We start from the raw sequence: 18,661 nt of genomic DNA, 5'->3' as shown, positions 1-18,661 counted from the left end.
GCTGGCGCCGCCTGATGGGTGTCGCGCGCTGGAGAGCCGGGTTCTTGCTCAGATGCGCTCGCGCTTTACCCATCCTACGAGTTGCACAACGTCATCTGGAACCCCACGTCGCGGGCCACCTGCTGGGGCTTGAATTCGCCATCCTGCGTGGAAAAACGTATCCAGATCATGTACTTATTGGCGCTGATCTCGGGAAATACGCCGTGGGCGGGGTCCACCCACACGCGCAGCAGCTGGAACTGCTTGCCGCCCAGCATCTGCTGGTAGGCGCCCTGCTCGGCCACGATGTCGGTCTTGCGGCCGGATTCGCGCAGCAGGCGCAGCGCCAGGGTCAGGCCGTCGTAGAGGGGAATGAAGGGCGCGATCCAGGATTGCAGGTCGGCGCAGCGGGCCGACTCGGGCTTGTTCTGCCAGGCGAAATACGAAGGCATGTCGACCTGCGTGGCGTTGCCGGGCATGGACAGCCGCCCACGCAGGCTGGTGAGCCATTCGTTCTCGCGCAGGGGCTGGCCGGTCTTGCCGGGCACGGCCAGCGCGCCGGTGACCTTTTCCATTTCGCGCAGCATGGATTCCAACGCGTCCTGCGCCACGCCGGGATGGTCGCGCAGGCCGACCAGCGCCAGGCGCTGGCGTTCCAGGTCCTGCAGCAAGGCGCCCTTGACGTCGGTGCGTTCGCAGGCGTCGAGCAGATCGAACAAGGCGGTGACGGCGACCTGGTGCAGTCGTGAATCCCCTTCGCGTGCAAAGAAGAACAACCTGTCGAACAGGAATTCCAGCCGCAGATAAGCGCGGATACGCTCGTTGAAGGGATATTCGTAAACAATCACGCTTTTTTACAGGCCCATCTGTGGTTGGCCGGCAGGCCAATGTTATTCAGGGGTGCCGGCCTGGCCCAGGGCTTGCCGGTCTGTCGTGCCCGCCAGCGCCAGCCAGCGGTCGTGCAGGGTCTTCGCCTGCGCGCGCAGTTGCTCGGGCGTGGTGGCGCCATCGTTGACGATGACGTCGTCGGCGGCTTCCAGCCGGCTTGCGCGCGCAGCCTGTGCTGCCATGATACGCCTGATGGCTGGCTCCGTCAGCCCGCTGCGCGCGCGCACGCGGGCCACCTGCGTCTCGGGATCGCAATCCACCACGCAGATGCGATCCAGGCGCGCGCGCCAGCGCGGCAGCGACTCCACCAGCAAGGGCACGACGAAGACCAGATACGATCCGGCGGCCGCGGCGGCCTGGCGTTCGGTCTCCTGGCCGATGGCCGGATGCATGATGGCTTCCAGCCGCAGCCGCACCTGCGGATCGGAGAACGCCTGCTCGCGCATCCATGCGCGGTCCAGCGCGCCGTCGGCCGTCAGCGCCCGCGGGCCGAATTCGCGTTCGATCGCCGGCATGGCCGCGCCCTGCGGCGCGGTCAGCGTGTGCGCGATCTCGTCGGTGTCGACCACCGACGCGCCCCACTGCGCAAGCATGTCCGCCACGCGGGTCTTGCCCGATCCGATACCGCCAGTCAGTCCTATCTTGTACATGCCGCTCGTCCCATCGTGTCGCGTACTAGCCCAGCCATTGCCACAGCCCCTGCGGCCCGCCCGCCAGCAGCGTCACGATGCCGGCCAGCGCCAGATAAGGGCCGAAGGGCAGCGGCTGTCCGCGGCTGGCGCGTCCGGCGAGCGTCAGCGCGCCGCCGATCAGCACGCCCAGCAGCGACGCGCCCAGCAGCAGCATCGGCAGGGTCTCGATGCCGAACCATGCGCCCAGGGCGGCCAGCAGCTTGAAGTCGCCGTGGCCCATGCCTTCGCGCCCGGTCAGCAGGCGGAATATATGAAAGATAACCCACAGGAACACGTAGCCCGCGACCGCGCCGGCCACCGCCATCTGCACGCTGGTGTAGGCGTCGAACAGATTGGCCAGCAGGCCCGCCCACAGCAGCGGCTGCGTCAGCGCATCGGGCAGCAGCGTCGATTCGAAATCGATCCAGGCCAGCGCCACCAGCGTGGCCGACAGGCCCATCGCGCACAGCGCCAGCGGCGTGGCGCCGAAGCGCCAGGCGCAGGCGGCGAACAGCGCGCAGGTCAGCAGTTCGATGGCCGGGTAGCGCCAGCCTATCGCGGTTCCGCAGGCGGCGCAGCGTCCGCGCAGCAGCAGCCAGCCCAGCAGCGGCGCACGGCGCCAGCCCGTCACCGGCGCGGCGCAGGCCGGGCAGTGCGACGCCGGCGACCACAGGCCGTAGCGGCTTTCGGTGCGCGCCTGGCCGGCCGCCTCCTGGCAGTGCGCCTGCCACTCCTGCTCCATCATGCGCGGCAGCCGGTGCGTCAGCAGCGTCAGCCAGTTGCCCACGGCCAGGCCCGCCAGCGCCGCCAGGACGATGAACAGGCCCGGGGGCAGGTCGAAGACGTAGCGCATCGCCGTCATCCGAAGCGCGCGCCGGCGGCGTGCGCGATCGGGCCCGGGACGCGATGTAGAACCGGCCGGCGGCGGCCATGTCGTAATTTGTGCATAAAGTGCGGAATACACCCAGGAGCGGCTAGGGCAACGTATCGAATCTTCGCATAAGTGCGTAAAATCGGAGACAGACTCAATTCACGGATAAGCTGCCATGACCGCGCGCGTCGACAACATTGTTACCCGCTCCCGCAAACTAAGCGTCATGGGGCTGCTGCTGGCGGGCACCGCCATAGGCGCGGCGGGCTGCGCCCAGCAGAAGACCGAGGGCTATTACGACCCGCCCGCGGAAAGCACCGTGACCGACGCGCAGTACCAGGGCTCCGGCGCCGGCTACCGCACCGTGATCCGCGCGCCTTCGCAGGTGCAGATCGCGCTCAAGCCGGATGCCCGCAAGCCGCAAAACCAGGCCCAGCAAGCGGCCGCGGCAGGCGCGGAAACCACCGAAGACGGCCAGACCGTACCCGAGCACGCCGAGGGCGGCGGCGGTAGCGCCGGCGCAGCGACCGCCGCGGCCGCGCCCGCGCCGGCGCCCAATGCCGCCGCGCACAGCCTGGTGCCGCAACCCCAGACCTACATGGGCACGCTGCCGTGCTTCTCGCCCGTCATGCAGTGCACGGCGCAGCGCGTGACGCTGACGCTGGCGCCCAACGGCCGCTGGCGCGGCCGCACCGCCTACCTGGAGAACGATCCGCAGAAGGGCCAGCCGGTGGCCGAACAAGGCTGCTGGGACGCCACCGACGAACGCCCGCCGCGCGTCATCCTGATGGACGGCCAGGGCAACGCCCGCGTCGAATTCGTGGTGGCCGCCAACAACGTGCTGCGCGTGCGCTCCATCGCCGGCCAGACGCCGAACCTGAACTACAACCTGACCCGCCAGCCGGACCTGGACCCCATCGACGAGCTGGCCAAGGCCGCCGCGCCCAAGTGCCCCTGAGCGCTCCGGGCGCTTGAATCCATGCCTGGCATCGGGCCCGGCGAACGCCTCGTTCGCCGGGCCCGATGTTTTTGGGCGCGCAGGCATCATGGCTTGGCCGGCGCGTATCGGGGCGAGGGCTGTTCATGCAGGGTGACGGCCCCGCCGTGCGGATCGCCCTCCGGCATGAGCGGCACGGGCGAGGCGCCCGAACGCCGGTGGGCGCACAGCCGGCAGGCCAGTTGCATGGCGTTGCGGGCGCGGAGCTTGGTGAAGATGCGGGCGCGATGGGCTTCGACGGTGCGCAGCGAAATGCCCAGGTCGATGGCGATGACCTTGTTCGGGCTGCCCGCCGCCACGTAGGCGACGATCTGGCGTTCGCGCGGCGTCAGGGTGGCGAGGACGTCGTCCAGGTCGGGGCGGGGCTGCATGGGGCTTGTCTCCTGCAAAGTAGATTTGCATCGAGTCTGCCCCGCCGCGCCAGCCGCCGGAAGCTGGCAATTCTGTCAGGGTGGACATAAACGCCCCCCCTGCCCGGGCCTCAGGCCGTGTAGACCAGTTCCAGATTGTCGATCAGGCGGGTGGCGCCGAGTTTGGCGGCGGCCAGCGCCACCACCGGCTCGCCGGCCTGCAGGTCGGCGGCTTCGGGGCGCTTCAGGTCGCGCTGGCGGCGCAGCGCCACGTAGTCCACCTGCCAGCCGCGCCGGGTCAGGCCGTCGATGGCTTCGCGCTCCAGCGCGGCGGCGTCGCGCTCGCCCTGGGCCAGGCGCTGGCCCAGCTGCTGCAGGGCGGCGTACAGGGCCGGCGCCTCGGCGCGGTCGGCCTCGCTCAGGTAGCGGTTGCGCGAGGACAGCGCCAGGCCGTCCTCGGCGCGCACGGTTTCGTGCGCCAGCACTTCCACCGGCAGCTGGAACTGGCGGCACATGTTGCGCACCACCATGAGCTGCTGGTAGTCCTTCTTGCCGAACACGGCCACGCGCGGCTGCACGCAGGAAAACAGCTTCAGCACCACGGTGCTCACGCCCGCGAAGAAGCCGGGACGGAATTCGCCTTCGAGGATGTCGCCCAGGTCGTCGGGCGGCTGCACGCGGAAATTCTGCGGCTCGGGATACATTTCGCGCTCGTTGGGCGCGAACAGCACGTAGACGTCGCGCTCGCGTTCGAGCTTCTCGATGTCGGCGGCCAGCGTGCGCGGATACTGGTCGAAGTCTTCGTTGGGACCGAACTGCAGGCGGTTGACGAAGATGCTGGCCACCACCGGATCGCCATGCTGGCGCGCGAGCTTCATCAGCGCCAGGTGGCCTTCGTGCAGGTTGCCCATGGTGGGCACGAACGATACGCGGTTCTGTCCGCGCAGGTGGTCGCGCAATTCCTGGATGGTGTGTACGACTTTCAAGGGGAGTCTCCGGAAGTAGGAACGCGCAGCCCGGCCTCAGGCCGCGACCGCCGCCACGCTGGTATAGGCCAGGCGCACGTAGATGGGCGCGTAGGGTTCCGCCTGCGTGATCTCGAGCAGGGATTCGCGGGCCAGTTCCAGCATGGCGATGAAATGCACCACGACCACCGCCGCGGGCGCGCCTTCGCGGATACGCTCCATGAAGAGGTCGCCGAACTCCATGAAGCGCACGTCGTTCAGGCGCCGCAGGATGTGCGTCATGTGGTCGCGCACCGACAGCTGTTCGCGCGTGATGTGGTGGTGCTGGTTCAGCTTGGCCCGCTTCATGATGTCGGCCCAGGCCGCGCGCAGGTCGTCCACGCTGACTTCGGGCAGCATGCGCTCGACGCTCAGGTCGGCCACCGCCTGGCTGCTGACGAAGTCGCGGCCGAGCTGCGGCATCCGGTCGAGCTTCTGGGCCGCCAGCTTCATCTGCTCGTATTCGAGCAGGCGGCGCACCAGTTCGGCGCGCGGGTCCTCGGGCTCTTCGCCGGTGTCGGTCTTCTTGACCGGCAGCAGCATGCGCGACTTGATCTCGATGAGCATCGCCGCCATCAGCAGGTATTCGGCGGCCAGCTCCAGGTTGTGGATGCGGATCTGCTCGACGTACGAGAGGTATTGCCGGGTGACATCCGCCATCGGGATGTCCAGCACGTTGAAGTTCTGCTTGCGGATCAGGTAGAGCAGCAGGTCCAGCGGCCCTTCGAACGCCTCCAGGAAGACCTCCAGCGCATCCGGGGGGATGTACAGGTCGGTCGGCATCTGGAACAGCGGCTCGCCGTACAGGCGCGCGAACGCCACGCTGTCTACCGTGTCGGGGGTGCTGTCGACGGGCGGTTCCACTAGCGCGGCCAGGGCGTCGCCCGGGAAAGCGTTCTGGGCCATGGTTGCCGCAAGGGGCTCAGTCGGCCTGGTATACGTACGGCTTCTGCGGCACGCGGCCGGCGCGGAAGGCCTCCAGCAGCTCCGGGTCCTGCGGTTTGTCCCAAAGACGGGCGCGGCCCTCGCGCTGGCGCTCTTCGGTGCCGGGATGCGACTGCTTGTAGTCTTTCAGGAAACGGGTGATCTCGGATTCGTAGTTGGTCGCCATGACGCCAATTTCAGTGGGTTTCGGATGAGGGGAGTTTACTTCACGACGGCCCCTCCCCCGGCGTTACAATCTGGAGGCCCCCTACGTATCCTCGCCCATGTCCGCAGAATCCGCCGCCGCCGCCCATCCCGCTCCCTCACTCACCCCGGAAGCGATGCGCGCGGCACGCATGATTCCCTTCATCGTCGGCTGCGCGCTGTTCATGCAGATGCTGGACGCCACGGTGGTCGCCACGGCCCTGCCGGCGATGGCGCGGGCCCTGGGCTCGACCCCGGTGCGGCTGAACGTGGCCATCACCTCCTACCTGCTGTCGGTGGCCGTGTTCGTGCCCGTCAGCGGCTGGGCGGCCGACCGCTACGGCGCGCGGCGCGTGTTCGTGGCGGCCATCGGCCTGTTCACCCTGAGCTCCGTGGCCTGCGCCCTGTCGCAGGACCTGCCGCAGCTGGTGGCGGCCCGCGTCATCCAGGGCATGGCCGGCGCGATGATGGTGCCGGTGGGGCGCATCATCCTGCTGCGCACCGTGCCCAAGCAGGACTTGCTCAAGGCCATGTCCTTCCTGTCCATCCCCGCCCTGCTGGGGCCGGTGATCGGGCCGCCGCTGGGCGGCTTCATGGTCACCTATATGTCGTGGCACTGGATCTTCCTGATCAACATTCCCATCGGCATCCTGGGCATTTTCCTGGTGCTGCGCTACGTGGAGGAAATCCGCGTGGAAGGCGCACCGCGCCTGGACTGGCCGGGCTTTCTGCTCAGCGCCATCTGCCTGGCGACGCTGGTCAGCGGCTTCGAGGCGATCGGCCGCGACGTGATGCCGCTGCCCATGCTGCTGGGCCTGATCGCCACCGGCCTGGCCTGCGGCCTGCTCTACGGCTGGCACGCGCGCCGGGCGCCCCATCCCATCATCGATCTGTCCCTGATGCGGATACCGACCTTCGCCATCGCCACCCTGGGCGGCAATCTGTGCCGCTTCGCCGTGGGCGCCACGCCGTTCCTGCTGGCCATGCTGCTGCAGGTGGGCTTCGGCCTGTCGCCGTTCTCGGCCGGGCTGATCACCTTCGCCAGCGCCGCCGGCGCGCTGCTGATGAAGTTCGTCGCCACCCCCATCGTGCAGCACTTCGGATTTCGTCGGGTATTGACCGTCAACGCGCTGCTGACCGGCATTTTCATCGTGGTCTGCGGCGCCTTCACGCCCGCCACGCCGGTCTGGCTGATGATCGCCGTGCTGCTGGTGGGCGGGTTTTTCCGCTCGCTGCAGTTCACGGGGGTAAATACGCTAACCTATGCCGACATTCCCCCGACCCAGATGAGCCGCGCCAGCAGTTTCGCCGCCATGGCGCAGCAGCTCGGCATCAGCCTGGGCGTGGGCGTGGCGGCGGTCACGCTGAACATCAGCATGGCCCTGCGCGGCGCCGAGACGCTGGCGATACGGGACGTGGTCGCGGGCTTCATCGTCATCGGCGTGCTGTGCATGGCCTCGGTCTTCTCATTTGGACGCCTCGACCCGCTGGCCGGGGCTCACCTGAACGGCGCAAAGAATCGTGACGACGAATGAATTTGTCCTGGCCCTGGACCAGGGAACCACCAGCTCCCGGGCCATCGTGTTCGACCGCGAAGGCGTGGTGCGCGGCGTAGGCCAGCGCGAATTCCGCCAGCACTATCCCCGTCCGGGCTGGGTCGAGCACGACGCCGGCGAAATCTGGCAGAGCCAGCTGGACGTGGCCCGCGAGGCCTTGCGCAACGCCGGCGCGGCCGCGGCCGACATCGCCGCCCTCGGCATCACCAACCAGCGCGAAACCACGCTGATCTGGGAACGCGCCACCGGCCGGCCGCTGGCCCGCGCCATCGTCTGGCAGGACCGCCGCACCGCGCCGATGTGCGACCAGCTGCGCCAGGACGGCCACGCCGATTTCCTGCAATCGCGCACCGGCCTGGTGGTGGACGCCTATTTCTCGGGCACCAAGCTGGCCTGGCTGCTGGACCACGTGCCCGGCGCGCGCCAGCTCGCCGAGCGCGGCGAACTGGCCTTCGGCACCGTCGATACCTGGCTGGTGTGGCAGCTGACCGGCGGCGCGGTCCACAGCACCGACCCCAGCAACGCCTCGCGCACCATGCTGTTCGACCTGCATACCCAGGACTGGAGCGACGACATCCTGGCGCTGCTCAAGATCCCGCGCAGCGTGCTGCCACGGATCGCCCCCAGCAGCGCCGTGGTGGGCGACACCCTGCCCGAATGGCTGGGCGGCGCCATCCCCATCGCCGGCGTGGCGGGCGACCAGCAGGCCGCCACCTTCGGCCAGGCCTGCTACAGGCCGGGCATGGCCAAGAACACCTACGGCACCGGCTGCTTCATGCTGATGAACGTGGGCGGGCAGCCCGTGCAGTCGCGCAACAACCTGCTGTCGACCGTGGGCTGGGGCCTGCCGCGCGACGGCGGCGGCTGGCAGCCCACCTACATGCTCGAAGGCGGGGTGTTCGTGGCCGGCGCGGCGGTGCAGTGGCTGCGCGACGGCCTGGGCATCATCCAGCGCTCCGAGGAGATCGAGGCGCTGGCCGCCAGCGTGTCCAGCACGGACGACGTCTTCATGGTGCCGGCCTTCGCCGGCCTGGGCGCGCCGCATTGGGACCCCTACGCGCGCGGCACCCTGGTGGGCCTGACCCGCGGCACCACCCGCGCCCACATCGCGCGCGCCACCCTCGAATCCATCGCCCTGCAAAGCGCCGAACTGCTGACCTGCATGAACGCCGACAGCGGCATCGCCCTGACCGAGCTGCGCGTCGACGGCGGCGCGGCCCGCAACGACCTGCTGATGCAGATGCAGGCCGACCTGCTGGGCGTGCCGGTCGTGCGCCCCCGCGTGCCCGAATCCACCGCGCTGGGCGCGGCCGGCCTGGCCGGCCTGGCCGTGGGCTTCTGGTCCGGCCAGGACGAATTCGCGTCCAAGTGGCAGGCCGAACGCACGTTCGAACCGAGCTGGCCCGCGTCCGTGCGCGAAGCGCGGATGGCGCGCTGGCGGCAGGCGGTGGAGCTGTCCAAGGGCTGGTCCAACAGCGCCGGGCCAGGCTGATCGTGGACGGGGCGTAGGATGGGTGCAGCGCGAGAGCCCTTAAGCAAGAACTCAAATACCGAACGCGCGTAACCCATCAGGCGGCGCCAGCCGCCGCTTTTCGTGGCAAGAGACAAAGCCGGCTCTCGCTTCGTGGCAAGAGACAAAGCCGGCTTGCGCCGGCCGATGGGTTACGCGCGTTCGGCGTCCGGCTTCTTACCCCGCAGGTGCCGCGCTGCACCCATCCTACGTCCCCACGCCCCCTGTCCACCAGTCGGACACCCAAAATCCCTGATTTGTCCGCCCCCCGCGACATTTAGTACTATCGTTTTCATTAATTCTATATACGCACAAATGTTCGTATCTAGAACATAACGATTTTTCTGGCCAGGCGCACAGGAAGGCACACCCGGAAGAGACGGCAATCCCTGGTTCCGCGCGTGCCCGCCGCAAGCCCGGCGAGTCAGCCCGAGCGAACCATCATGGATACTCCCCTCAAAAATCTCGCCATCGTCGGCGCAGGCGCCATGGGCAGCGGCATCGCGGCCCTGTTCGCCTCGAAGGGACCGAACATCGTCCTCATCGACCCGGTCGAAGGCGCGCTGGAGCGCGCGCTCAAGACGATAGACCGCCAACTGAACGTCTACGCGCCCGGCCGGGTCCAGGAAACCATGCAGCGCATCCAGTTGTCGCCCGGCCTGGAAGCGGCCTGCAACAGCGACCTGGTGATCGAGGCCGTACCCGAAAACCTCGAGCTCAAGCGCGACCTGTTCGCCCGGCTCGACGCGCTGTGCCCGGCGCACACCCTTTTCGCCACCAATACCTCCGGCCTGTCCATCAACGCCATCGCCACCGCCGTGCTGCGGCGCGACCGCTTCGTGGGCACGCACTTCTTCACCCCCGCCGACGTGATTCCGCTGGTGGAGGTGGTGCGCAACGACGCCACGTCCGACGAGACGGTGGCGCGCGTCATGGCCACGCTGCGCCACGCCGGCAAGCGGCCGGTGCTGGTGCGCCAGGACATTCCCGGCTTCATCGCCAACCGCATCCAGCACGCGCTGGCGCGCGAAGCCATTTCGCTGCTGGAAAAAGGCGTCGCCAGCGCGGAGGACATCGACGAAGTGGTCAAGTGGAGCCTGGGCATCCGGCTTGCGCTGTCCGGCCCGCTGGAGCAGCGCGACATGAACGGCATCGACGTGCATTACGCCATCGCCAGCTACCTCTACAAGGATCTCGACAACCGCACCGAGCCCTCGGCGCTTTTGAAGAGCAAGGTCGAAAGCGGGCAGATCGGCGCCAAGAGCGGCCAGGGTTTCTACACCTGGAGCCCGGAGCGCCGCGAACGCGTGCTGCGCGAGAAGAGCGCGGCGCTCGGAGAACTGGCCGCCTGGCTCAACGCCCGGGCCGACGACGCCTGAGGCCGGCGCATACCCATTACTACATAAGGCGCGGAGCCTGCCGCTACCGCGCCGTCGGGCCCCAAGGCCCCGCCACACAAAGAAAACCGATCACAGAAAACCAGCCTTACCGGAGTTCGTTGGAGGCACCATGAATAAACTGGCTTCATTTTTCACGGAGCTGATGCGCAAGTATCTGCCCGATCCCTTTGTCTTCGCCATCGCGCTGACCCTGCTTACCGTACTGCTGGCCATGGGGGTCGAAGGCAAGGGCCTGGGCGACATCACCCGCGCCTGGGGCAACGGCTTCTGGAGCCTGCTGGCCTTCACCACCCAGATGGCGGTGATCCTGGCGATGGGCTATGTGCTGGCCACCGCCCCGCTGACCGACCGCATGCTCAACCGCATCGTCAGCCACGTGCACAAGCCGCACACCGCCATCATCGTGGCGACGCTGGTCGGCGGCATCGGCAGCTACCTGAACTGGGGCTTCGGCCTGGTCATCGGCGGCATCGTCGCCAAGAAGCTGGCCTTGAAGGTCAAGGGCGTGCACTACCCGCTGATCATCGCCGCCGCGTACAGCGGCTTCACCATGTACGGCCTGGGCCTGTCGGCCAGCATCCCGGTGCTGGTGGCCACGCCCAACCATCCCACCGCCAAGCAGATGGGCACCATCCCGCTGTCGGAAACGATTTTCTCGATGCCCATGCTGATCACCAGCCTGGTCATCATCGTCACGCTGCCGCTGCTCAACGCCTGGCTGCATCCGAAAAAGGGCGAGAAGGTCATCGAGGTCGATCCCGCGATCGACCGCGACACCGCCGCCGCCAACGCCGCCGAAGACCTGCTGGAAAAGGGCACGCTGGCCTCGCGCCTGAACAACAGCCGCCTGCTGAGCCTGCTGATCGGCGCGCTGGGCGTGGCCTACGTGGTGTTCCACTTCATGGACGGCGGCTCGCTGGACCTGAACCTGATCAACTTCATCATCCTGTTCCTGGGCATCATCCTGCTGGGCACGCCGGCCGCCTACGTGGCCAAGCTGACCGAAGGCATCAAGACGATTTCCGGCATCATCCTGCAATACCCGTTCTACGCCGGCATCATGGCCATCATGGCCGCCTCGGGGCTGGTCACCACGATTTCCGCGGTCTTCGTCGACGTGGCCACGCCCGAGACGCTGCCGTTCTGGGGCCTGATCAGTTCTTTCGTCATCAACTTCTTCGCGCCGTCGGCCGGCGGCCACTGGGTCATCCAGGGTCCGTTCATGATCGACGCCGCCAAGGAAATCGGCAGCGCCCTGAACCAGACCACCATGGCCGTCATGCTGGGCAACGCCTGGAACGACCTGGTGCAGCCCTTCTGGATTCTGCCGGCGCTGGCGCTGTCCAAGCTGAAACTGCGCGATGTTATGGGCTATACCGTCATCATGATGCTGTGGGTCGGCGTGATCCACATCACCGCCGTCCTCCTCTGGGGCTATCTGACCCATTGAGCCACCTGGATGAGCCCCCCCGTACGCGCTGACGCGCGCCCCCCAGGGGGCGACACCTGCAGACCGGCGGAGCCGGATCTGGCGGTGTCCCCGATCGGGGGAGGTTGCAATGCATCGGAACGACGACGTTCCAGCGAAGTTTTAAAGTTGGCATAGGGAAACGATATGAGCAAACCTACCGCGTATCTCGTGACCGGCGGCAGCGCCGGGATCGGGGCGGCCATCATCCGCATGCTGCTCGATGCCGGCCACAAGGTCGTCAACATCGACTACAAGCTGCCCGAGAATCCGCCCGCCGGGCTGGTGTCGTACCAGGCCGACCTGACCGACGAAGCGCGCACCAAGGCGGTGGCCAAGGAAGTGACCGACGCCTACGACATCGTCGGGCTGGTGAACAACGCGGGCGCGACGCGCCCGGGCTCGGCCGACACCGCCACGCTGGCGGACCTGGACTATGTGGTCAACCTGCACCTGCGCACGGCGCTGATCCTGGTGCAGGCGGTGCTGCCGGCCATGCGCGCGGCCGGCTTCGGGCGCATCGTCAACATGGCCTCGCGCGCGGCGCTGGGCAAGCCCGACCGCGTGGTCTATTCGGCCACCAAGGCGGGCCTGCTGGGCCTGACGCGCACGCTGGCCATGGAGCTGGGCGGCGACGGCATCACGGTCAACGCCATCGGCCCCGGCCCCATCGCCACCGAACTGTTCACCAAGAGCAATCCCGTCGGCGCCCCGCAGACCGAGCGCATCATCAAGAGCATCGTGGTCAAGCGCCTGGGCACGCCCGAAGACGTGGCGCGCGCGGCGATGTTCTTCCTGTCGCCGGACAACGGCTTCGTCACCGGCCAGACGCTGTACGTCTGCGGCGGCACGACGCTGGGCGTCGCGCCCGTCTGAGGCCCGCCATGCGCACGCCGTCCTTCCTCCCGTCCTGCCTGCGCCGCCTAGCGGCGCAGCAGGGCGTGGTTGATCTGGTCGGCGGCGCGGCGCAGCGGCGGCAGGAACGCCGCCAGCATTTCCTGGCGCGAATAGCGGTTGGCATGGCCGCTGACGTTCATCGCGGCGATCACGCGGCCGCTGCGGTCCATGATGGGCACGGCCACCGATTGCAGGCCCGGCTCCAGTTCCTGCGCCACGCAGGCGTAGCCGTCGGCGCGCACGCCGGCCAGCACGCGCTTGAGCGCGTCGATGCCGGTGATGGTGTGCGGCGTATAGGTCCGGATCTGGCTCATCGCCAGCACCCGGTCCAGCTCCGGTTCCGTCAGGCCGGCCAGCAGCACGCGGCCCATGGACGTGACCCAGGCGGGCAGGCGGCTGCCCACCGCCAGGTTGATGGTCATCACCTTGTGGGTGGACAGGCGCAGGATATAGACGATGTCCGCGCCCTCCAGCACCGACACGGAGCAGGATTCGCGGGTCTCTTCGGCCACCTCTTCCATGTAGGGCAGCGCCAGGTTCCACAGCGGCGTGCCGGACAGGTAGGCGTAGCCCAGCTCCAGGATGCGCGGGGTGAGCGAGAACTTGCGGTCGTCCACGGTCACGTAGCCCAGGTGCTCCAGCGTCAGCAGGATGCGGCGCGCGCCGGCGCGCGTCAGGCCGGTCACCGCCGCCACCTCGGACAGCGTCATCTGCGAACGCTCGGGGCCGAAGGCCCGGATCACGGACAGGCCGCGCGCAAAGGATTGAACGTAGCTGTCGCTGGGTTGCTGGGTGATTTGCTCGGCCATCCGTCCACCGCGAAGAGAAACGTTGCCCTGGTCGGCAACCCTGTACCGGGGCGGCGCAGCATTGCCATCCCCCACGAAATCAATGTTCTTCTGAAGAACGAAAGTTCTAATTGAGAACAAATTATGACACGCCACCTTATGAGCGAACACCATGATCTCTAAACTCGTTGCAAGCGCTGCGGACGCCCTCGCCGACGTCCCCGACGGCGCCACCGTCATGATCGGCGGCTTCGGCACCGCCGGCCAGCCCATGGAACTGATCGACGCGCTGCTCGAACAGGGCGCCAAGGATCTGGTCATCATCAACAACAACGCGGGCAACGGCACCACCGGCCTGGCCGCCCTCCTGGGCGCGAACCGCGTGCGCAAAATCATCTGCTCGTTCCCGCGCCAGGTGGACTCGCAGATCTTCGACGGCCTGTACCGCAGCGGCAAGATCGAGCTGGAACTGGTGCCGCAGGGCAACCTGGCCGAGCGCATCCGCGCCGCCGGCGCCGGCATCGGCGCGTTCTTCTCGCCCACCGGCTACGGCACCCCGCTGGCCGACGGCAAGGAAACCCGGGAAATCAACGGCCGCCAGTATGTGCTGGAATATCCGCTGCATGCCGACTACGCGCTCATCAAGGCCGAGCGCGGCGACCGCTGGGGCAACCTGGTGTACCGCAAGACGGCCCGCAACTTCGGCCCCATCATGGCCAGCGCCGCGCGCGTGGCCGTGGCCCAGGTGCGCGAAGTGGTGGAACTGGGCGAACTGGACCCCGAAACCGTCGTGACCCCCGGCATCTTCGTCAAGCGCGTCGTGCAGATCGATGCCCGCCCCGCCCCCAAGGAGCAGCAATGAGCACCAAACTGACCCGCGACCAGATCGCCGCCCGCGTCGCCCGGGACATCCCCGAAGGCGCCTACGTCAACCTCGGCATCGGCCTGCCCACGCTGGTGGCCAACCACCTGCCGGCCGACCGCGAAGTCATCCTGCACACCGAGAACGGCATGCTGGGCATGGGCCCCGCGCCGGCCAAGGGCGAGGAAGACTATGACCTGATCAACGCCGGCAAGCAGCCCGTGACCGAGCTGCCCGGCTGCTCCTTCTTCCACCACGCCGACTCGTTCGCGATGATGCGCGGCGGCCACCTGGACATCTGCGTGCTGGGCGCCTTCCAGGTGTCGCAGCACGGCGACCTGGCCAACTGGCACACCGGCGCGCCCGACGCCATCCCCGCCGTGGGCGGCGCGATGGACCTGGCCATCGGCGCCAAGGACGTGTTCGTGATGATGGAGCTGCAGACCCGCGACGGCCAGAGCAAGCTGGTCGAAGCCTGCACCTATCCGCTGACCGGCGTGCGCTGCGTGTCGCGCGTCTACACCGACGTGGCGGTGTTCGACATCGGCGCCGACGGCGTGACCGTCACCGACATGTTCGGCGGCACCACCGCCGACGAGCTGCTGCGCCTGACCGGCCTGCCGCTGAAGTTTTCCAACTGAGTTTCGAAGCGCCGCCTCGGTCCCGCCGGGGCGGATTTTTTTACGGAGAGAATCATCATGCTGTTCATGGTCCAAATGCAGGTCAATCTTCCCGTCGACATGCCGGCCGAGCGCGCCGACAAGCTCAAGGCCGACGAAAAGGCGCTGGCGCAACAGCTGCAGCGCGACGGCAAGTGGAAGAACCTCTGGCGCGTGGCCGGCCGCTACGCCAACGTCAGCATCTTCGACGTCGAAAGCAATGACGAGCTGCACACGCTGCTGTCGTCGCTGCCGCTGTTCCCCTACATGGACATCCAGGTGACGGCGCTGGCGCGCCATCCCTCGGCGATCTGAACGGAGGCGTCCATGCCGTACATCATCGAAACCTTCGACAAGCCCGGCCACCTGGAGGTGCGCAAGCAGCACCGCGCCGCCCACCTGGAATTCCTGGACGCCAACAAGCGGCTGCTGCTGGCCTGCGGCGCCAAGCTGCATGACGACGGCACGGACGCCGGCGGCGGCCTGTACGTGGTCGACCTGGACAGCCGCGAAGCCGCGCAGCAATTCATCGACGCCGATCCGTTCTCCAAGGCCGACCTGTTCGAACGCGTGACCATCACGCGCTGGCGCAAGGCCTACGTCGACGGCGCCTGCTATCTGTAATTGAAGGAAACCCACATGTCTTACGCCGATCTCAGCCAGGCCCGGCTGTACTACGTCATCGATGGCCCCGCCGACGCGCCGGTGCTCGTGCTCTCCAATTCGCTGGGCACCTGCGCCGACATGTGGGCCCGCCAGATCCCCGAACTGAGCAAGCATTTCCGCGTGCTGCGCTACGACACCCGCGGCCACGGCAAATCCTCGGTCCCCGAAGGCGAATACAGCTTCGAGCAACTGGGCAACGACGTCGCCGAACTGCTGGCGCACCTGGGCATCAAGCGCGCGCACTTCTGCGGCCTGTCGATGGGCGGCCCCACCGGCCTGTGGCTGGCGCTGGCGCGCCCCGAACTGGTGGACCGGCTGATCCTGTGCAACACCGCCGCGCGCATCGGTTCGGCCGAAGGCTGGAGCGCCCGCATCGCCGCGGTCACCGAACAGAAGCTGGAGAACATGGCGCCGACGCTGGTCGAGCGCTGGCTCACCGACGGCTACCGCGCCGCCGAGCCGGGCCTGACCCAGGTGCTGGTCGACATGCTGCGCCGCACGCCGGACGCCGGCTATTGCGGCAACTGCGCCGCCCTGCGCGACGCGGACTTCCGCGAACAGGTGGCCTCCATCTCGGCGCCCACGCTGGTCATCAGCAGCACGCACGACCTGGCCGCCACGCCCGCCCAGGGCCAGGAACTGGCCGCCGCCATCCCGGGCGCGCGCTATCTCGAATTGAACACCTCCCACATCTCCAACTGGGAGCAACCGGAAGCCTTCACCCGCGCGGTGCTCGACTTCCTGACGGAGTAACCCGCATGCAGCGCTGGAAACAGCGGCCCGAAGGCTCCAACTGGGGCGACTTCGGGCCCGACGACCAACTCGGCCGCCTGAATCTCATCACCGAAGAACAGGTCCTCAAGGGCGCGCGCGAAATCCGCGCCGGCAAGACCTTCTGCCTGTCGCTGCCGCTGGACCTGCCGGGCGGCAACGTGCTCAACCCGCGGCGCCATCCGCCGCAGCTCAGCCCCACCCGCCTGGCGGACACGCCGTACCTGAATTTTCCGCTGCGCAACGTCAACCCGGACGCCGTGGACGTGCTGAGCGACGACCAGGTGCTGCTGTCCATGCAGTACTCCACCCAGTGGGACGCGCTGGCCCACGTCGGCGCGCTGTTCGACGCCGACGGCGACGGCAAGCCGGAACTGCGCTACTACAACGGCTACCAGGCCGGCGTGGACGTGATCGGCCCGGCCGACGGCGACCACACCGGCTGCGGCTGCAACAGCGGCGGCCCCTCGGCGGCGCTGAAGCTGGGCGTGGAAAACCTGGCCCAGAAAGGCATGCAGGGCCGCGGCGTGCTGGTGGACCTGCTGCGCCACTACGGCCCCGGGCGCACGCTGATCGGCCACGCGGAACTGATCCGCGCGCTCGAGGCCGACGGCATCGAGATCGAGGCCGGCGACATGCTGGTGCTGCGCACCGGCTACGCCGAAGCGGTCGTCGCCATGAACGGCAAGCCCGACGCCGAAGTGCTGCACGGCTACGGCGCCGCGCTGGACGGCACCGACGCGGCGCTGCTGCAATGGATCACCGACAGCGGCATCGCCGCCATCTGCGCCGACAACTACGCGGTCGAGGCCTACCCGGCCCGCGAAAAAAGCGGGCCGCGCGCCATGNTACGGCGCCGCGCTGGACGGCACCGACGCGGCGCTGCTGCAATGGATCACCGACAGCGGCATCGCCGCCATCTGCGCCGACAACTACGCGGTCGAGGCCTACCCGGCCCGCGAAAAAAGCGGGCCGCGCGCCATGCTGCCGCTGCACCACCACTGCCTGTTCAAGCTGGGCCTGCCCCTGGCGGAGCTGTGGTACCTGAAGGAGCTGGCCGACTGGCTGCACGCCAACGGCCGCCACCGCTTCATGCTGACGGCGCCGCCGCTGCGCCTGCCGCACGCCATCGGTTCGCCGGTGACGCCGGTCGCGACGGTGTAGGCCGAGGCGCCGAGCCGCGGCGCTAGCCCTTCAGGCAGGTGCTCATGAAGGCCTTGCGCTTGTCGCCGGTGAGCTTCTGCTCGCCGGCTTTCGCATTGCAGTCCGTCATCTTCTGCTGCTGCGGCGTGAGCTGCTTGGCCGGCGCGGTCTCGCCCTTCAGGCAGCTGCTCATGTAGGCCTTGCGCTCGTCGCCCTTCTTGCCTTCGGCGGACTTGTTGCAGTCCGTCATGCGCTGCTGCTGCGGCGTGGGGGTCTTGGCGGGCGTGGTCGCGGCGGGCGTCTGGGCCCAGGACGCGCCGGCGAAACAGGCCGACAGCAGGACGGCAGAAGCAAACTGGCTGGTACGGGAAAGCATGGTTCCTCCCTTGGGCGTCCGCACGCCTCGGGGTCAGGCGCGACGCGGACCGCTCGATCCGCCGGCCCAATCGCCGGCCCGGTCATCATCGAACAAACCGGACGCCGCCGCAAGATCCCGGAAAGTCAAGAATCGCCAAGGCGGCGATTCATACCTTTGCCCTGTTGTGTCCGCGCCCGGAAAGGTGTGAGATAGGCGCAATCCGTCCCGGCCGCACAGGAGAGCGCCATGAAATCCGTACTCGTGTCCTGCGCACTGCTCGCCGGCCTGCCTCTTGCGGCCGGCGCGCAGGATCTCGTCTATGGCGTCACGCTGGGCAACGTCCAGGCGGTGCGCGACGTCAACCAGAACCTCTCGGCCATCACCGGCCTGCTGGCCAACCAGTCCGACCGCGCCATCGACGGCGTCTGGCTGACCTTCGTGCTGTACGACGAGCAGGGCCGCGAAGTGGGCCGCCTGCGCAACGATGTGCCGGGGCCGCTTGCGCCCGGTCAGATCAAGCCGATCCGGGCGGTCACGCCGCTGCGGTTCGCCCGCGTCACGGCGCTGGACGTGGACGCCCGCTAGCCGGCCAGCCCGCCGCCAAAAACCCTGATTTCATCAGGGTTTAGCGGCCGTGGCGCGGGTCCAGGTGTGGGAAAATCACGGCTGTCGACTCGATAAAAGGGGCTTCCAAC

The 18,661-nt window shown here is 68.1% G+C and carries 21 protein-coding genes and 2 pseudogenes; 14 read left to right on the top strand and 9 right to left on the bottom strand.

What is annotated here, in order from left to right; translation table 11 throughout:
- Window positions 1-74 precede the first annotated feature (74 nt).
- From zapD to C1I89_RS28785, 3 genes are read right to left on the bottom strand one after another with little or no spacing between them, the layout of a single operon-like run.
- A complete protein-coding gene (zapD, locus tag C1I89_RS28795; protein ID WP_102775703.1) occupies window positions 75-827 on the bottom strand; it encodes a cell division protein ZapD in 753 nt (250 codons plus the stop codon).
- Between the two features lie 42 nt (window positions 828-869).
- Window positions 870-1,517 carry a dephospho-CoA kinase gene (coaE, locus tag C1I89_RS28790; RefSeq protein ID WP_102775702.1) on the bottom strand — a complete coding sequence of 216 codons (648 nt, stop codon included), beginning with the start codon at window positions 1,515-1,517 and terminating at the stop codon, window positions 870-872.
- 25 nt (window positions 1,518-1,542) lie between these two features.
- Window positions 1,543-2,391, bottom strand: coding sequence for a prepilin peptidase (locus C1I89_RS28785; RefSeq protein ID WP_181391078.1), 849 nt, complete (start codon window positions 2,389-2,391; stop codon window positions 1,543-1,545).
- A 193-nt stretch (window positions 2,392-2,584) separates the two neighbouring features.
- Here C1I89_RS28785 and C1I89_RS28780 point away from each other — a divergent pair, with 193 nt between their 5' ends.
- Window positions 2,585-3,367 carry a copper resistance protein NlpE N-terminal domain-containing protein gene (locus tag C1I89_RS28780; protein ID WP_102775700.1) on the top strand — a complete coding sequence of 261 codons (783 nt, stop codon included), beginning with the start codon at window positions 2,585-2,587 and terminating at the stop codon, window positions 3,365-3,367.
- 86 nt (window positions 3,368-3,453) lie between these two features.
- Here the strand turns inward: C1I89_RS28780 and C1I89_RS28775 are convergent, their stop codons facing one another.
- The 4 genes from C1I89_RS28775 to C1I89_RS28760 all read right to left on the bottom strand — a co-directional run bounded on the left by C1I89_RS28775 (window position 3,454) and on the right by C1I89_RS28760 (window position 5,871).
- Window positions 3,454-3,777: a response regulator transcription factor gene (locus tag C1I89_RS28775; protein ID WP_102775699.1), complete on the bottom strand. Its 324-nt coding sequence runs from the start codon at window positions 3,775-3,777 to the stop codon at window positions 3,454-3,456.
- 110 nt (window positions 3,778-3,887) lie between these two features.
- On the bottom strand, window positions 3,888-4,742 hold the full coding sequence (gene panC / locus C1I89_RS28770) for a pantoate--beta-alanine ligase (protein ID WP_102775698.1): 855 nt from the start codon (window positions 4,740-4,742) through the stop codon (window positions 3,888-3,890).
- A gap of 36 nt (window positions 4,743-4,778) precedes the next feature.
- Entirely contained in the window at window positions 4,779-5,666 is an 888-nt protein-coding gene (locus C1I89_RS28765; protein ID WP_102775697.1) for a segregation and condensation protein A, read from the bottom strand.
- 16 nt (window positions 5,667-5,682) lie between these two features.
- On the bottom strand, window positions 5,683-5,871 hold the full coding sequence (locus C1I89_RS28760) for a DUF3460 family protein (RefSeq protein ID WP_102775696.1): 189 nt from the start codon (window positions 5,869-5,871) through the stop codon (window positions 5,683-5,685).
- A 97-nt stretch (window positions 5,872-5,968) separates the two neighbouring features.
- Here C1I89_RS28760 and C1I89_RS28755 point away from each other — a divergent pair, with 97 nt between their 5' ends.
- The 5 genes from C1I89_RS28755 (at window position 5,969) to C1I89_RS28735 (ending at window position 12,698) form a co-directional block, all read left to right on the top strand.
- A complete protein-coding gene (locus C1I89_RS28755; protein WP_102775695.1) occupies window positions 5,969-7,423 on the top strand; it encodes an MFS transporter in 1,455 nt (484 codons plus the stop codon).
- Window positions 7,410-8,936, top strand: coding sequence for a glycerol kinase GlpK (gene glpK / locus C1I89_RS28750; protein ID WP_102775694.1), 1,527 nt, complete (start codon window positions 7,410-7,412; stop codon window positions 8,934-8,936). Before C1I89_RS28755 ends, glpK begins: the two co-directional genes overlap by 14 nt.
- Window positions 8,937-9,397: 461 nt before the next feature.
- A complete protein-coding gene (locus C1I89_RS28745; RefSeq protein ID WP_102775693.1) occupies window positions 9,398-10,333 on the top strand; it encodes a 3-hydroxyacyl-CoA dehydrogenase family protein in 936 nt (311 codons plus the stop codon).
- A 130-nt stretch (window positions 10,334-10,463) separates the two neighbouring features.
- Window positions 10,464-11,804: a short-chain fatty acid transporter gene (locus C1I89_RS28740; protein ID WP_102775692.1), complete on the top strand. Its 1,341-nt coding sequence runs from the start codon at window positions 10,464-10,466 to the stop codon at window positions 11,802-11,804.
- A gap of 165 nt (window positions 11,805-11,969) precedes the next feature.
- Window positions 11,970-12,698, top strand: a complete 729-nt coding sequence (locus C1I89_RS28735; RefSeq protein WP_102775691.1) for an SDR family NAD(P)-dependent oxidoreductase — start codon at window positions 11,970-11,972, stop codon at window positions 12,696-12,698.
- A gap of 47 nt (window positions 12,699-12,745) precedes the next feature.
- Here the strand turns inward: C1I89_RS28735 and C1I89_RS28730 are convergent, their stop codons facing one another.
- Window positions 12,746-13,528: an IclR family transcriptional regulator gene (locus C1I89_RS28730; protein ID WP_102775690.1), complete on the bottom strand. Its 783-nt coding sequence runs from the start codon at window positions 13,526-13,528 to the stop codon at window positions 12,746-12,748.
- Window positions 13,529-13,679: 151 nt separating this feature from the next.
- Here C1I89_RS28730 and C1I89_RS28725 point away from each other — a divergent pair, with 151 nt between their 5' ends.
- The 7 genes and pseudogenes from C1I89_RS28725 to C1I89_RS36040 form a co-directional block, all read left to right on the top strand.
- On the top strand, window positions 13,680-14,369 hold the full coding sequence (locus C1I89_RS28725; protein ID WP_102775689.1) for a 3-oxoacid CoA-transferase subunit A: 690 nt from the start codon (window positions 13,680-13,682) through the stop codon (window positions 14,367-14,369).
- Window positions 14,366-15,010: a 3-oxoacid CoA-transferase subunit B gene (locus C1I89_RS28720; protein WP_102775688.1), complete on the top strand. Its 645-nt coding sequence runs from the start codon at window positions 14,366-14,368 to the stop codon at window positions 15,008-15,010. Before C1I89_RS28725 ends, C1I89_RS28720 begins: the two co-directional genes overlap by 4 nt.
- Window positions 15,011-15,067: 57 nt before the next feature.
- On the top strand, window positions 15,068-15,343 hold the full coding sequence (gene catC, locus C1I89_RS28715) for a muconolactone Delta-isomerase (protein WP_102775687.1): 276 nt from the start codon (window positions 15,068-15,070) through the stop codon (window positions 15,341-15,343).
- A 12-nt stretch (window positions 15,344-15,355) separates the two neighbouring features.
- Window positions 15,356-15,652 carry a YciI family protein gene (locus C1I89_RS28710; protein WP_102775686.1) on the top strand — a complete coding sequence of 99 codons (297 nt, stop codon included), beginning with the start codon at window positions 15,356-15,358 and terminating at the stop codon, window positions 15,650-15,652.
- Between the two features lie 15 nt (window positions 15,653-15,667).
- Complete coding sequence (gene pcaD, locus C1I89_RS28705) at window positions 15,668-16,447, top strand: 3-oxoadipate enol-lactonase (protein WP_102775685.1); 780 nt, start codon at window positions 15,668-15,670, stop codon at window positions 16,445-16,447.
- A gap of 5 nt (window positions 16,448-16,452) precedes the next feature.
- Window positions 16,453-17,298, top strand: a pseudogene (locus tag C1I89_RS28700) (cyclase family protein); the annotation flags it as partial.
- A gap of 136 nt (window positions 17,299-17,434) precedes the next feature.
- Window positions 17,435-17,629 (top strand): annotated as a pseudogene (locus tag C1I89_RS36040) (cyclase family protein); the annotation flags it as partial.
- A gap of 22 nt (window positions 17,630-17,651) precedes the next feature.
- Here C1I89_RS36040 and C1I89_RS28690 read toward each other — a convergent pair.
- Window positions 17,652-17,984 (bottom strand): PsiF family protein, encoded by a 333-nt coding sequence (locus C1I89_RS28690; RefSeq protein WP_102775684.1) that lies wholly within the window; start codon window positions 17,982-17,984, stop codon window positions 17,652-17,654.
- A 228-nt stretch (window positions 17,985-18,212) separates the two neighbouring features.
- On the opposite strand from C1I89_RS28690, the gene C1I89_RS28685 reads away from it, so the two are divergent.
- The gene (locus tag C1I89_RS28685) at window positions 18,213-18,551 is read left to right on the top strand and encodes an FxLYD domain-containing protein (protein ID WP_102775683.1); all 339 of its coding nucleotides are present in this window, start codon (window positions 18,213-18,215) and stop codon (window positions 18,549-18,551) included.
- Window positions 18,552-18,661 lie beyond the last annotated feature (110 nt).

It is taken from the genome of Achromobacter pulmonis, from assembly GCF_002885955.2.
Taxonomy (GTDB): Bacteria; Pseudomonadota; Gammaproteobacteria; order Burkholderiales; family Burkholderiaceae_B; genus Achromobacter; species Achromobacter pulmonis_A.
The sequence above is the reverse complement of the archived record's forward strand: the minus strand, read 5'-3'. Positions and strand labels throughout refer to the sequence as shown.